The organism is Klebsiella sp. C283 (assembly GCF_048822555.1).
GTDB classification, from domain to species: domain Bacteria; phylum Pseudomonadota; class Gammaproteobacteria; order Enterobacterales; family Enterobacteriaceae; genus Klebsiella; species Klebsiella quasipneumoniae.
The window spans coordinates 137047-150002 of sequence record NZ_JBMEZS010000010.1 but is presented as its reverse complement, the minus strand read 5'-3'; the positions used below and the strand labels follow the sequence as shown (position 1 = coordinate 150002).

Genomic DNA, 12956 nt, shown 5'->3' with positions numbered 1-12956 from the left:
CCGGCGTTGAGGACAAGCGTTTAACCACGGGACTTCGGGTTCCGTGGTTTTTTATTTTTTGTGTTAAACGGCATTGAAAAACCACGATGGAAAGTAGTAACAAGCTTAAGCGCGGGCTAAGCACCCGGCACATTCGCTTTATGGCCCTGGGTTCCGCCATCGGCACCGGGCTTTTTTACGGTTCAGCCGACGCGATTAAAATGGCCGGACCCAGCGTACTGTTGGCCTACATTATCGGCGGCGTCGCGGCATATATCATTATGCGCGCGCTCGGTGAGATGTCGGTGCATAACCCTTCCGCCAGCTCATTCTCCCGCTATGCCCAGGAAAACCTCGGCGGACTGGCGGGGTATATCACCGGCTGGACCTACTGCTTTGAAATCCTGATTGTCGCCATCGCCGACGTCACCGCCTTCGGGATCTACATGGGCGTCTGGTTCCCGACGGTGCCGCACTGGATCTGGGTGCTCAGCGTGGTGCTGATCATCTGCGCCGTCAACCTGATGAGCGTCAAGGTATTTGGCGAGCTGGAGTTCTGGTTCTCGTTCTTCAAAGTGGCCACCATCATCATCATGATCCTCGCCGGGTTCGGCATCATTATCTGGGGGATCGGCAACGGCGGCCAGCCGACGGGGATTCATAACCTGTGGAGCAACGGCGGCTTCTTCAGCAACGGTTGGCTGGGAATGGTGATGTCGCTGCAGATGGTGATGTTCGCCTACGGCGGTATCGAAATCATCGGCATTACCGCCGGCGAGGCGAAAGATCCGGAGAAATCCATTCCACGCGCCATCAACTCAGTGCCGATGCGCATTCTGGTGTTCTATGTCGGCACGCTGTTCGTCATTATGTCTATCTATCCGTGGAACCAGGTGGGTACCGACGGCAGCCCTTTTGTCCTGACCTTCCAGCATCTGGGCATTACCTTCGCGGCCAGCATTCTTAACTTCGTGGTCCTGACGGCCTCGCTGTCGGCGATTAACTCCGACGTGTTCGGCGTGGGCCGTATGCTGCACGGCATGGCCGAGCAGGGGAGCGCGCCGAAGGTGTTCGCCAAAACCTCGCGTCGCGGTATTCCGTGGGTGACGGTGATGGTGATGACCATTGCGCTGCTGTTTGCGGTATACCTCAATTACATCATGCCGGAAAACGTCTTCCTGGTGATCGCCTCGCTGGCCACTTTCGCCACCGTGTGGGTGTGGATTATGATCCTGCTGTCGCAGATTGCCTTCCGCCGCCGTCTGTCGCCAGAGGAGGTCAAGGCCCTGAAATTCAAAGTCCCCGGCGGGGTGGCGACCACGGTTGTCGGCCTGGTGTTCCTGGCGTTTATTATCGCCCTGATCGGCTATCATCCGGACACCCGCATTTCGTTGTATGTCGGTATGGCGTGGATTGCGCTGCTGCTGCTGGGCTGGGTCTTTAAGACCCGTCGCGAGCGCCGCCTGGCACAGGCTCAGTAATCGACATCGCCCCGGTCAGCATCGCGCGACCGGGGCGGCTTGCCGACCCGCGTCCTCCCCCGTTATCCTCCCCCAAAAAATCCTGTGACGATGAGTTCTGCGCCTGACGGCTATGGCAAGGTGTGCCCATTCTGCACAATGAGGATTCACGATGTTGAAGGCATGGCACCTTCCGGTTGCACCCTTTATCAAGGTGCAACAGGACCGACTGTTTATTACCCTGTGGTTAAGCGGTGAGTCGCTGCCGCAGCGGATCACGCTGCGCGCGGAAGAAGATAACGAAGAGCTGTCGCTGCCGATGCAGCGCCTCCGCCAGGCGCCGAGGCCGGGGGTGGTGGCATGGCGCGGTGAAATCCATCTCGCCAGCGGTCAGCCGCGCCGCCGCTACAGCTTTAAGCTGCTGTGGGCCGACCATCAGCGCTGGTTTACGCCGCAGGGCTTCAGCCGTTTTCCGCCGGCCAGGCTGGAGCAGTTCGCCGTCGACCTGCCGGACGCCGGCCCGCAGTGGGTGGCCGATCAGGTTTTCTATCAGATTTTCCCCGATCGCTTTGCCCGCAGCGCTGCGCGTGACGCCGAACAGGACGCGGTCTATTACCATCACGCGGCGGGACGGGAGATTGTGCGCAAGGCGTGGGATGAACCGCTTACCGGCGACGCGGGCGGATCGACGTTCTACGGCGGCGATCTCGACGGCATCAGCGAAAAACTGCCGTACCTGAAGCAGCTCGGCGTGACCGCCCTGTATCTGAACCCGGTCTTTGCCGCCCCCAGCGTGCATAAATATGACACGGAGGATTATCGGCGCGTCGATCCGCAGTTTGGCGGCGACGCGGCGCTGCTCCGCTTGCGCCATAACACCCAGCGGGCGGGAATGCGCATGATCCTCGACGGCGTGTTCAACCATACCGGCGATTCCCATCCCTGGTTCGACCGTCACCAGCAGGGCAGCGGCGGCGCCGGCCATCATCCGGACTCCCCGTGGCGCGACTGGTTTACCTTCTCCGGGGAGGGGCAGGCGCACAACTGGCTGGGTTATGCCAGTCTGCCGAAGCTCGACTATCGGTCGACCAGCCTGGTCAACGAGATCTATGCCGGCGAGGACAGCATCGTACGCCACTGGCTGAAGGCGCCGTGGAGCATGGACGGCTGGCGTCTGGACGTGGTGCATATGCTCGGCGAAGGCGGCGGGGCGCGAAATAACCTGCGGCATATCGCCGGCATCACCCAGGCGGCGAAGCAAACGCAGCCGGAAGCCTTTGTCTTTGGCGAACATTTTGGCGACGCGCGCCAGTGGCTGCAGGCGGATGCCGAAGATTCGGCAATGAACTACCGCGGCTTCACCTTCCCGATCTGGGGATTCCTTGCCAATACCGATATCTCTTACGATCCGCAGAAGATAGACGCCCAGACCTGTATGGCGTGGATGGATAATTATCGCGCCGGGCTGTCGCATCAGCAGCAGCTACGGATGTTCAATCAGCTCGACAGCCATGATACGGCGCGTTTTAAATCTCTCCTTGGTAAAGACGTAGCGCGCCTGCCGCTGGCGGTGGTGTGGCTGTTCAGCTGGCCGGGGGTACCGTGCATCTACTACGGCGACGAGGTGGGCGTGGATGGCAATAACGATCCGTTCTGCCGTAAACCGTTCCCGTGGGATCCGGCGCTGCAGGATACCCAGCTGCTGGCGCTGTATCAGCGGATGGCGAAACTGCGTAAAGCCCAGCAGGCGCTGCGCTACGGCGGCTGCCAGGTGATTTACGCCGAGGATAACGTGGTGGTGTTTGTCCGCGTTTATAAACAGCAGCGGGTGCTGGTGGCGATTAACCGCGGCGAAGCCTGCGAGGTGGTTATCGAGGATTCGCCGCTGCTGGACGTGGGGGCCTGGACGCTGCAGGAAGGCGCCGGCGCCTTCCTTGACGGGGTGCTGACCCTCCCGGCTATCTCCGCCTGCGTCTGGTCCGGCCGTTAACGATAGAGCTGGCTCAGCAGGTCGTCGCGGAGGAGCGCCTCCCGCCACCAGCGCTGAGCCAGCCCGTCATTCCCGCTGCGCCAGGCCATGTAGGTGATATCTTTTTCCCGCCAGCAGGCGACGCTTTTCTCCACCAGACAGCCTTTTTCCAGCCACGGGCGGGCGATATGACGCGGCAGAAAGCCGCAGCCCAGCCCGGCGCACAGCAGTTCGACTTTGCTGGCGAAATCATCGACGCCGATTTGCGGTTGTTCATCAAGCAGGTTGCTGTTCAGCGGATGGCAATAGCGGGCGCTGTCGCGGATCACTACCGCCCGGTGCTGGCTGAGCTGCTTATTGCTGAGCGGCGCTTCCGCGCCGGCCAGCGGGTGGGTCGGGGCGACCACGAAAATGTTATCCAGCGCGCCAAGGGTTTGCCATGACCACTCGGCGGAGGTAGGCGGCTCATTGATGGCGCCGAGGATAATATCCGCGCCATGGTGGGTCAGCTCTTCCCACGAACCGGCGAGGGTGTGATGACTGAAGTTCAGCCGCGTCTGCGGGTTTTGCGCGTAGAACTCGGCGATCAGCGGCAGCAGGGCTGAAAAGGGAAACGAGGCGTCGAGGGCGATCGCCAGCTCTCGCTCCCAGCCGGCGCTTAGCTGCTGGGCCTGCTTTTCCAGATCTCTGGCGGCGCTCAACAGCTGGCGTCCTTTCTCGAGCATCAATCGCCCGGTATCGGTAAACTTCGCCCGGTGACCGGAGCGATCCAATAAGACAATGTCCAGATCGTTCTCCAGCTTCTGGATCATATAGCTCAGCGCGGCGGGGGTTTTATACAGCGACTCCGCGGCGGTGGCGAAGGATCCGTGTCGGTCCAGCGCATCAAGGATCATCAGAACATCAAAGTTTACGCGCATCAGGGGTTTCCATTAATTTATTTTCCCTTGTTGTACCTAAGCGCAATAATCAATGCCAGTGAATAAATCAGAACAGTTTGACGTAAAAATTTGATGAAAGATGGCGTGAGTCAATACTAACCGCCGACAAAATATAAGTCACAAAAAAACTTTAATAACTTGTTAGAAATAACTGGCTATACTCACCATGCTTTATCAGTCAGGATCTACACGACGCATTAACCATCATGTCATCTTTTTAACTAATTGATTAAGAAGGTATTTAATGTCCATTCGTGAACTGCTCGATCCCACTAATTCCGCCCTTATCTTTATTGATCATCAACCACAGATGTCATTTGGCGTGGCGAATATCGATCGCCAGACCCTCAAAAATAACACCGTGGCGCTGGCCAAAGCTGGCAAAATTTTTAATGTACCGGTGATTTACACTTCCGTAGAGACCAAAAGCTTCAGCGGTTATATCTGGCCGGAATTATTGGCCGTGCATCCTGACGTCAAGCCGATTGAGCGTACTTCAATGAACTCCTGGGAAGACGATGCCTTCGTCGCGGCGGTGAAAGCGACCGGCCGTAAAAAGCTGGTGATCTCCGCTCTGTGGACCGAAGTTTGCCTGACGTTTCCGGCGCTGATGGCCCTGGAGGCGGGCTACGAAGTGTATGTGGTCACCGATACCTCTGGCGGTACCTCTGTCGACGCCCATGAGCGTTCTATTGACCGGATGGTGCAGGCGGGTGCGGTGCCGGTGACCTGGCAGCAGGTGTTGCTGGAGTACCAGCGCGACTGGTCGCGCAAAGCGACTTACGATGCGGTCATGGACCTGGTGCGCGAACACAGCGGCGCCTACGGGATGGGCGTGGATTACGCTTATACCATGGTGCACGGCGCGCCAGAGCGTAAAGCGTAACTCACTTCATCCTTCAAGCTGCCTCTTTGTTGGCTGCGTTTGTCCGCCCAGACGCAGCATGAATGATGTTGTGCAGAGCCATTTATCGCTAATGGCAGGAGCAATCCTGCCATTCCCCTGAAGCAAGGAACTCTTTATGGCGCAGCAAAAATCGGTGACCCTGGTCATCAGCCATCTGCTCGATCCGCAACACGGCCAGCGCTACGAAGAGTGGCTCGGCAAAATCATGCCCATCGCGGCTGAATTTCCCGGCCATCTCGGGGCGAATGTGATCCGCCCCGCCGCAGGGCAGAATCTGTGGAGCGTGATTATCCGCTTCGACACCCTGGAGCATCTCTACGCCTGGACGCAGTCGGAAACCCGTCGTCAGCTGGTGGCGGAGATTGCCCCGTTGCTGACGGAAGGCGATCGGACGGAGGTGCGGACCGAGCCGGCCTTCTGGTTTACCCCGCCGACGGCGAACGTGCGCCAGCCGCGGCGCTGGAAACAGTTTCTGATCACCCTGCTGGTGATTTTCCCCAGCACCAACCTGGTGCCGGCGGTGACCGGCATGCTGTTGCCGTCGCTTAAGGGGAGCCTGCTGCTGCACCTGATCAATGATGCCTGCGTGGTTGCGCTGGTGGTCTGGTTCTGGATGCCCATCGTGACCCGCCTGTTTGCTGGCTGGTTGAAGAAAAACTGAGTCAGCCTCCCCAAGGAGTGCGTTATGTCGCAAACTGCCACACTGATTCTGACCCACGGCCAGATTCATACCCTCGATCGTGCGAATCCGCTGGCGGAAGCCGTGGCCATCGCCGACGGAAAAATTGTTGCTACCGGAAGCCACGATCGGATCATGAGCTTTGCCGCCGAGGGGACGCAAATCGTCGATCTCAAAGGGCATACGGTGATCCCGGGCCTCAACGATTCTCACCTGCACCTGATCCGCGGTGGGTTGAACTACAACCTTGAGCTCCGCTGGGAGGGGGTGCCCTCGCTGGCCGATGCGCTGCGAATGCTCAAGGAGCAGGCGGATCGCACACCCTCCCCGCAGTGGGTGCGGGTGGTCGGCGGCTGGAGCGAATTCCAGTTCGCCGAACGACGGATGCCGACCCTGGAAGAGCTAAACGACGCGGCGCCCGATACGCCGGTGTTTGTGCTGCATCTCTACGATCGCGCGCTGCTGAACCGCGCGGCGCTGAAAGCTGTGGGATATACCAAAGAGACGCCGGATCCGGCGGGCGGCGAGATCGTCCGCGATAGCCACGGCAACCCGACCGGGATGCTGATCGCCAAACCAAACGCCATGATCCTCTATGCCACCCTGGCCAAAGGGCCGAAGCTGCCGCTGGATCTGCAGGTGAACTCCACCCGCCAGTTTATGCGCGAGCTGAACCGGCTGGGGCTGACCAGCGCCATCGACGCCGGGGGCGGTTTCCAGAACTACCCTGAAGATTACGAAATTATCGAACAGCTGCACGCGAAAGAGCAAATGACCGTGCGCATCGCCTACAACCTGTTTACCCAGCGGCCGAAGCAGGAGCTGGAGGACTTCGAACGCTGGACCGACATGCTGAAGCCGGGGCAGGGGACCGACTTCTATCGCGCCAACGGCGCCGGCGAGATGCTGGTGTTTTCGGCGGCGGATTTTGAAGATTTCCTGCAGCCGCGGCCGGATCTGCCGCAAGGCATGGAGGATGAGCTGGAGCGGGTGGTGCGCCACCTGGTGGAACATCGCTGGCCGTTCCGCCTGCATGCCACCTACGACGAGTCCATCAGCCGGATGCTGGACGTGTTTGAGAAGGTGAACCGCGACATTCCGTTTAATGGCCTGCACTGGTTCTTCGACCATGCCGAGACCATTACCGAGCGCAACATTGAGCGGGTGAAGGCGCTGGGGGGCGGCATTGCGGTGCAGCACCGGATGGCCTTCCAGGGCGAATATTTTGTCGATCGCTACGGCAAAGAGGCGGTGAAACATACGCCGCCGGTGGCGAAAATGCTGGAGCTGGACGTACCGGTAGGGTTGGGGACCGATGCCACCCGCGTCGCCAGCTATAACCCGTGGACCGCGCTGTACTGGCTGGTCTCCGGGCGCACCGTCGGCGGGATGGCGATGTATGACGATAACAACCGGCTGCCGCGCGATGTCGCGCTGGAGCTGTGGACGGCGGGCAGCGCCTGGTTCTCCAGCGAGCAGGGGAAAAAGGGCCGTCTGGCCGCCGGTCAGCTTGCCGATCTGGTGGTGCTGTCGAAGGACTATTTCAGCGTCGCGGAAGAGGAGATCAAAGGCATTGAGTCGGTGCTGACGGTGGTTGACGGCAAAGTGGTGTATGCCGCCGGTCACTTCTCGCCGCTGGCGCCGCCGCCGATTCCAGTGCTGCCGGAGTGGTCGCCGGTGGTGAAGGTCCCGGGCCATTACCGTTCCGCTCCGCCGGCGGCGGCTAAAATTGGCGCCATGGTACAGATGCACCAGTGCTGCGGTAGCTGCGGCGTTCACGGCCATCAGCATGATATCGCGCGGAAATCGTCGATCCCGGTCTCCGACGAGCAGGCCTTCTGGGGCGTGCTGGGCTGCTCCTGCTTTGCCTTCTGATGCCTGACGCCTCCGCCCCGGTAGCTAAGGGGCGGAGGTCTCAGCCACCTTTCCCGCATCAATAGCGCTGCTGTGAGCCAAATAGCGCCATGCGGCGGGCAATCATCTCGCGTACCGGCTGCAGCCCCTGGGCGATCACTTTCCGCGGATCGTTCACATCGTGCCCGGTATCGGCAGCGAAGATCGCCTTCACCTGCTGGCACCAGGCGTACATATTTTCGGTATTAACGTTAATCTTGGCGGTGCCGCAGGCAATCGCCCGGCGCATATCCTCATCGGCAATACCGGTGCCGCCATGCAGCACCAGCGGAACCTTCACCCGCTCGGCAATGGCTTTCATCTCGCTAAATCCCAGCCTGGCTTTGCCTTTATACAGGCCATGGGTGGAGCCCAGCGCGGCGGCGAGGCAGTCCACCTGGGTTTCTGTCACCAGGGTGTAGCACTCCTGCGGATCGGCATAGATGACTTCGGAATTGACAATGCCGTCTTCGCTACCGGCGATAGTCCCCAGTTCGGCCTCCACGGAGATACCTTTGCTGTGCGCCAGCGTCACCAGATGGCGGGTAATGGCCAGGTTTTCCCTGAACGGCAGATGCGAGCCATCAAACATAATGGAACTGAAGCCGGCGGCGATCGCCGCTTCGCAGGCCTCCCGGGTGGTGCCATGATCCAGATGCAGCGCCACCGGAACATCAATATGTAAATACTCCATGGCGTTAACCACGATGTCATGAATACATTTTAACCCGAGCATATGCTTAACCGTGCCGCCGGACACGCCCAAAATAACCGGTGAGCGGCACTGCTGGGCGGTGCTTAATACGGCGCCAACCCATTCCAGATTATTAATGTTGAACTGACCGACGGCGTAGCCGTCCCTCAGGGCATGCTGAAGCATGTCCTTCATCGACACTAACATATTCACCTCTTGATATTTATTAAATACAGTTATTCTTCAAAATATTGCTTTAAGTTTCTCTCGTAGCTATTTAACGAGTGGTGGACGACCGCCAGGTCCGGCATAGATTCCCGTACCCCTTTTTTCTCAATAGAAATGGCGGCGGTGAGGCTGGCAAATAAAATAATATTATCTATGTGCCATGAGTAGTGGACGCCATATGTGAAGGCGCCGTGAAATACATCCCCGGCTCCGGTGGTATCCACGGCATTGCACAGCCAGGAAGGAACGATCTGCAGCATACCGCTTTTTAAAAAAGCGCAGCCTTTTTCGCCAAGGGTAATAAATGCCTCGCCGCGGCAAATTTTATTCAGCTCAATCAGCGCCGCTTTAATTTCTGCTTCGGTGCTCAGCGAGCGATAGCTCATATAGTCGCGGGCAAAATGTTCGCTCACCACAAAATAGTCGGTCCAGGCCGCCAGTTTAATATTGCTGGCACGCAGTGACCCACCGTCCATCACGACTCTGGCGTTGGGCAGTTTCTTAATTAAATATTCACTGATTTCCGCCTCATGGCCGTCAATTAAAATAGTGACTGGCTCCTCGGCGGCAATCAGTCGCTCGGCGAGGTCGTCCAGTTTGAGCTTTTGATCGTAGGTCAGGGAAGGCGGTGTTTGCATCTTGCGGGTAATAATCGTCCGCGAACCCGTTAAGCGATTAACGAGCACCGAGGCCAGCGGGGTGATCATGTCATCGGAGAAAACCACCTGGCTGGTATCCACGCCCGCTTCGGCAAACTCATCGATAATGCGCTGACCGTAAAGATCCTGATGCAGATGGCCGATGTAATAGACCTCCTCCCCCCATAATCCCAGCAGCCAGGCCGCATTGGCCGCCGGGCCGCCGCCGCTTTCGATAAAATCATGACAAAAATTTTTAGTATTCTCCTGGGGCCATTCATTGAGAAAGAAAAACTGATCGAAACAAGCAAATCCAATGGACAAAATAGCCATAACCACTCCTGATTATTTGTCAGCGGCGGGAAGCTTGACCGTCCCGCCGGGAAAAATGACCTCGCTTATTCATTTTTCTGCTTGGCGATAAGCTCCTCATAGCTGAGCGTGTTGCCCACCACCCGTACCTGACGGAAGCAGAAAGGCGCCAGCAGCGCGACGAGCAGCGCCAGACAAATCAGGTAGATAGTGACCTGGCCAAACTGGGTAAACGCGTTACCGATAATGATGCCCCACACCGCGAAGTCGAAATCGGCGAAGGTGCTGTTTTCAAACCCGAGGTTGCCGAGCGCCGGCAGCAGCATCGCCGGCAGGAAGGCCAGGAAGATCCCGCCGATAAAGGCGGCGATGATACAACCGCGCTTACCGCCCAGCTTGTCGGCAAAGACCCCGGAGGTACCGCCGCAGAAGAAGTGCGGCACCATGCCGGGAATAATCAGCGCCATGCCCAGTCCGCCGAGCATGAGCATCCCGACCAGCCCGCCCACAAAGGAGCTGATGAATCCCACCACCACTGCGGTGGGGCTAAAGGTGAAGAACACCGCGCAGTCAACGGCCGGGATGGAGTCCGGGATCAGTTTCTGGCTGATGCCCTGGAATGCCGGCACCAGATCGCCCAGGATCAAGCGCACGCCGTTGTAGACAATGGCTACGCCAACGGCGAACTGCAGACCGGTCAGCACGGAGAAGATCAGCATGTTCTGGTCGGTGATGGTGCTCAGGTACGCCGACCCGGCGACAGCGCTGCAGACAAAGTAGATGACAAACATCACGATACCGGTGGTGACGGTGGTATCGCGCAGAAAACCCCATTTCTCTGAGATTTCGGTATCGGCGAAGGAGTTTGCCGGATTACCGGTCCGGCTGGCGATCCACGCCGAGAGGTAGTAGCCCAGAGAGCCGAAATGGCCCATGGCGATCCCGCCGTCCTCGGTCACCTGCCTGGTGTAACGCTGGCCAATGGCGGGGGAGATGGCCGACCATGAGCCCAGCAGGAATCCGCCGATCAGGATCAACATCCAGCCCTGGAACTCCGCCGCCTGCAGGACGGCGGAGAACAGGCAGGCGAGAAAGAATGAGTGATGACCGGTGAGAAAGATATATTTATATTTTGTGCAGCGGGCAATGATCAGATTGAAAATAAAGCCCAACAGCAAAATACTCATGGTTTCCACGCCCAGCATCTTCTGGGCGACGGAGACAATGGCTTCATTGTTCGGAATAACGCCGCGGATATTAAATCCCGCTTCGATAATGCCGCCCAACGGGTTGAGATTGGCAACGATAACGCCTGCGCCAGCGCTCAACATCAAATAGCCTAAAATCGGCTTTAATGTGCCGGTAAGGAGTTTGTTGCCGGGGGAGCGCAGCGCCACTAAGCCAACGAAGGCGATAAGCCCCATTAAAAAAGCGGGTTGACTGAATATTTCCGTTAAGAAACTAAGAATAGCCTGCATGGTCGTTCCCTCTATGCTGATTAAGAGTGAGTCGCAGCAATTTTCATCAGCGCGTCGGTAATATCCTCGGCGATTTTTGCTTTATGGACATAGCTGCGAATAATGGAGACATGACAGTGGGCCGGAAATTGATTTGCCAGTTCTTTGATCGTGACATAAAGGTCGGCTTTTTCCCCGACGGCGTTAGCAAAATCGACCGAGGCGACGTCCGCTTTGATACCTAATTCTTCACAGATCTTCTTCACATTATTCGCAGCCATCAATGAACTGCCAATACCGTTACCACAAACCGTTCTGATAACTAACATAATGACTACTCCATTTGTTTTTGGATGAAATGTAAGACTGAATTCACGTCAGTTTCCTGCTGAAGAAAGGTCACGATATCTGACTCGATCAGCGAGGCTATCAGTTGGATCATTTTGATATGACTGTCAGCATCGGCGCCGGCGATGGCGATGACGACGGTAACCGGATCGAACTCATCGTGGCCGAAGGTCACTGGCTTGGCGGTGGTGACAAGCGAAAATCCGGTCTGCAATGCCCCTTTTTCCGGGCGGGCGTGCGGCATGGCAATCCCGTCATCTATCACGATGGCGGCGCCAAAATCTTCGTATACCGTCAGCATCTCGCTGACATATTCGGCGCTGCAAATCTGACGCCTGGCGAGTAAAGAACCCGCCAGTTCGATGGCCTCTTCCGCATGGGAAATATTCTGCTTCAGGGCAATTAACGTCGGGTCAAAAATAATATCCATTCTCTTCTCCTGAACGTATTCCTGTTCCTGAGTAAAATCATGACTAAATACATTGATAAAAATGATGGATGAGATCACATCCGCGGTTTTAAATATTGATGGCGATCACATCGACGGCAAAGTGCCGGCAGAAAACCATATAAATAATTTATATGATTTTCAGTGAGTTATGGAGTGGTTGAGATTTGGCGCTGAAATTTGACAGAGAAAAAATGAGAGGCAGAGCGAAATTTTTCGGCAGAAGTGTATTCCTGGTCACAAATATCGCCGGGTCATTTTCCTAAATTTTGACATCGCTAACAAAAAAGGCCCGCCTGAGCGAGCCTTTTATAAAAACGTGTGCCGATTACAGGCTGGAGACGTTTTCGGTCAGGTATTTTGCAACGCCTTCCGGAGAGGCAGCCATACCTTCTTTTCCTTTTTCCCACTGCGCCGGGCAAACTTCGCCGTGCTCTTCGTGGAACTGCAGCGCGTCAACCATGCGCAGCATTTCGTCGATGTTACGGCCCAGCGGCAGGTCGTTAACCACCTGGTGGCGAACCACGCCGTTAGCGTCGATCAGGAAGGAACCGCGCAGGGCAACGCCTTCGTCCGGATGCTCGATACCGTAAGCTTTCTGGATTTCACGTTTGATGTCAGCAACCATCGCGTATTTAACCGGGCCGATGCCGCCCTGGTCTACCGGGGTGTTACGCCATGCGTTGTGCACGAACTCGGAGTCGAAGGAAACGCCAACCACTTCCACACCGCGTTTCTGGAATTCTTCGTAACGTTTGTCGAACGCGATCAGCTCAGACGGGCAAACGAAGGTGAAGTCCATTGGCCAGAAGAACAGAACGGTAGGTTTACCGTTGGTGTGCTGTTTGAAATTGAATTTCTCAACGATCTCACCATTACCCAGCACAGCGGCTGCAGTAAAATCCGGCGCTTGACGAGTGACCAGAACCATTTGATTCTCCTGTAATTACTAAGGTTATTTAAAACGCAACGCCGGCAAGTATAGAGCCTGTCCGCCAATAAC

Annotated in this window: 13 protein-coding genes; 6 read left to right on the top strand and 7 right to left on the bottom strand. The window is 57.1% G+C overall.

Annotated elements, in window-relative coordinates; translation table 11 throughout:
- Positions 1-86 precede the first annotated feature (86 nt).
- Positions 87-1460 carry a proline-specific permease ProY gene (gene proY / locus ACOI7Z_RS20145; RefSeq protein WP_023288583.1) on the top strand — a complete coding sequence of 458 codons (1374 nt, stop codon included), beginning with the start codon at positions 87-89 and terminating at the stop codon, positions 1458-1460.
- Between the two features lie 151 nt (positions 1461-1611).
- The gene (malZ, locus tag ACOI7Z_RS20140) at positions 1612-3429 is read left to right on the top strand and encodes a maltodextrin glucosidase (RefSeq protein WP_087849709.1); all 1818 of its coding nucleotides are present in this window, start codon (positions 1612-1614) and stop codon (positions 3427-3429) included.
- On the opposite strand, the gene ACOI7Z_RS20135 is transcribed toward malZ, so the two are convergent.
- Positions 3426-4328: a LysR substrate-binding domain-containing protein gene (locus ACOI7Z_RS20135; protein ID WP_023288585.1), complete on the bottom strand. Its 903-nt coding sequence runs from the start codon at positions 4326-4328 to the stop codon at positions 3426-3428. The genes malZ and ACOI7Z_RS20135 overlap by 4 nt on opposite strands.
- A 265-nt stretch (positions 4329-4593) precedes the next feature.
- Between ACOI7Z_RS20135 and ACOI7Z_RS20130 the strand changes: the two genes are divergently transcribed.
- From ACOI7Z_RS20130 to ACOI7Z_RS20120, 3 genes are all read left to right on the top strand, one after another.
- Positions 4594-5235: a hydrolase gene (locus tag ACOI7Z_RS20130; RefSeq protein ID WP_002890357.1), complete on the top strand. Its 642-nt coding sequence runs from the start codon at positions 4594-4596 to the stop codon at positions 5233-5235.
- A gap of 136 nt (positions 5236-5371) precedes the next feature.
- Positions 5372-5917: an antibiotic biosynthesis monooxygenase gene (locus ACOI7Z_RS20125; protein WP_008805362.1), complete on the top strand. Its 546-nt coding sequence runs from the start codon at positions 5372-5374 to the stop codon at positions 5915-5917.
- A gap of 24 nt (positions 5918-5941) precedes the next feature.
- Positions 5942-7810 carry an amidohydrolase gene (locus tag ACOI7Z_RS20120; RefSeq protein ID WP_023288587.1) on the top strand — a complete coding sequence of 623 codons (1869 nt, stop codon included), beginning with the start codon at positions 5942-5944 and terminating at the stop codon, positions 7808-7810.
- Positions 7811-7868: 58 nt separating this feature from the next.
- Here the strand turns inward: ACOI7Z_RS20120 and fba are convergent, their stop codons facing one another.
- From fba to ACOI7Z_RS20095, 5 genes are all read right to left on the bottom strand, one after another.
- Positions 7869-8723: a class II fructose-1,6-bisphosphate aldolase gene (fba, locus tag ACOI7Z_RS20115; protein ID WP_072199152.1), complete on the bottom strand. Its 855-nt coding sequence runs from the start codon at positions 8721-8723 to the stop codon at positions 7869-7871.
- A 35-nt stretch (positions 8724-8758) separates the two neighbouring features.
- Complete coding sequence (locus ACOI7Z_RS20110; protein WP_032453579.1) at positions 8759-9721, bottom strand: carbohydrate kinase family protein; 963 nt, start codon at positions 9719-9721, stop codon at positions 8759-8761.
- Between the two features lie 65 nt (positions 9722-9786).
- The gene (locus tag ACOI7Z_RS20105) at positions 9787-11178 is read right to left on the bottom strand and encodes a PTS ascorbate transporter subunit IIC (protein WP_032453580.1); all 1392 of its coding nucleotides are present in this window, start codon (positions 11176-11178) and stop codon (positions 9787-9789) included.
- A gap of 20 nt (positions 11179-11198) precedes the next feature.
- A complete protein-coding gene (locus ACOI7Z_RS20100) occupies positions 11199-11486 on the bottom strand; it encodes a PTS sugar transporter subunit IIB (RefSeq protein WP_087849710.1) in 288 nt (95 codons plus the stop codon).
- A 5-nt stretch (positions 11487-11491) separates the two neighbouring features.
- Complete coding sequence (locus tag ACOI7Z_RS20095) at positions 11492-11935, bottom strand: PTS sugar transporter subunit IIA (protein ID WP_065882834.1); 444 nt, start codon at positions 11933-11935, stop codon at positions 11492-11494.
- A gap of 55 nt (positions 11936-11990) precedes the next feature.
- On the opposite strand from ACOI7Z_RS20095, the gene ACOI7Z_RS20090 reads away from it, so the two are divergent.
- Positions 11991-12101, top strand: coding sequence for a hypothetical protein (locus tag ACOI7Z_RS20090; protein ID WP_065882852.1), 111 nt, complete (start codon positions 11991-11993; stop codon positions 12099-12101).
- Between the two features lie 180 nt (positions 12102-12281).
- Here the strand turns inward: ACOI7Z_RS20090 and ACOI7Z_RS20085 are convergent, their stop codons facing one another.
- Positions 12282-12884 (bottom strand): peroxiredoxin, encoded by a 603-nt coding sequence (locus tag ACOI7Z_RS20085; protein ID WP_004178733.1) that lies wholly within the window; start codon positions 12882-12884, stop codon positions 12282-12284.
- Positions 12885-12956: the final 72 nt, after the last annotated feature.

Excerpts from the sequence above, each read along its gene's own strand:
- malZ (WP_087849709.1), top strand. The coding sequence starts at position 1,612 with ATGTTGAAGGCATGGCACCTTCCGGTTGCACCCTTTATCAAGGTGCAA.
- ACOI7Z_RS20085 (WP_004178733.1), bottom strand. The coding sequence starts at position 12,884 with ATGGTTCTGGTCACTCGTCAAGCGCCGGATTTTACTGCAGCCGCTGTG.
- ACOI7Z_RS20125 (WP_008805362.1), top strand. The coding sequence starts at position 5,372 with ATGGCGCAGCAAAAATCGGTGACCCTGGTCATCAGCCATCTGCTCGAT.
- ACOI7Z_RS20110 (WP_032453579.1), bottom strand. The coding sequence starts at position 9,721 with ATGGCTATTTTGTCCATTGGATTTGCTTGTTTCGATCAGTTTTTCTTT.
- ACOI7Z_RS20130 (WP_002890357.1), top strand. The coding sequence starts at position 4,594 with ATGTCCATTCGTGAACTGCTCGATCCCACTAATTCCGCCCTTATCTTT.
- ACOI7Z_RS20135 (WP_023288585.1), bottom strand. The coding sequence starts at position 4,328 with ATGCGCGTAAACTTTGATGTTCTGATGATCCTTGATGCGCTGGACCGA.
- ACOI7Z_RS20105 (WP_032453580.1), bottom strand. The coding sequence starts at position 11,178 with ATGCAGGCTATTCTTAGTTTCTTAACGGAAATATTCAGTCAACCCGCT.
- ACOI7Z_RS20120 (WP_023288587.1), top strand. The coding sequence starts at position 5,942 with ATGTCGCAAACTGCCACACTGATTCTGACCCACGGCCAGATTCATACC.
- ACOI7Z_RS20095 (WP_065882834.1), bottom strand. The coding sequence starts at position 11,935 with ATGGATATTATTTTTGACCCGACGTTAATTGCCCTGAAGCAGAATATT.
- proY (WP_023288583.1), top strand. The coding sequence starts at position 87 with ATGGAAAGTAGTAACAAGCTTAAGCGCGGGCTAAGCACCCGGCACATT.
- ACOI7Z_RS20100 (WP_087849710.1), bottom strand. The coding sequence starts at position 11,486 with ATGTTAGTTATCAGAACGGTTTGTGGTAACGGTATTGGCAGTTCATTG.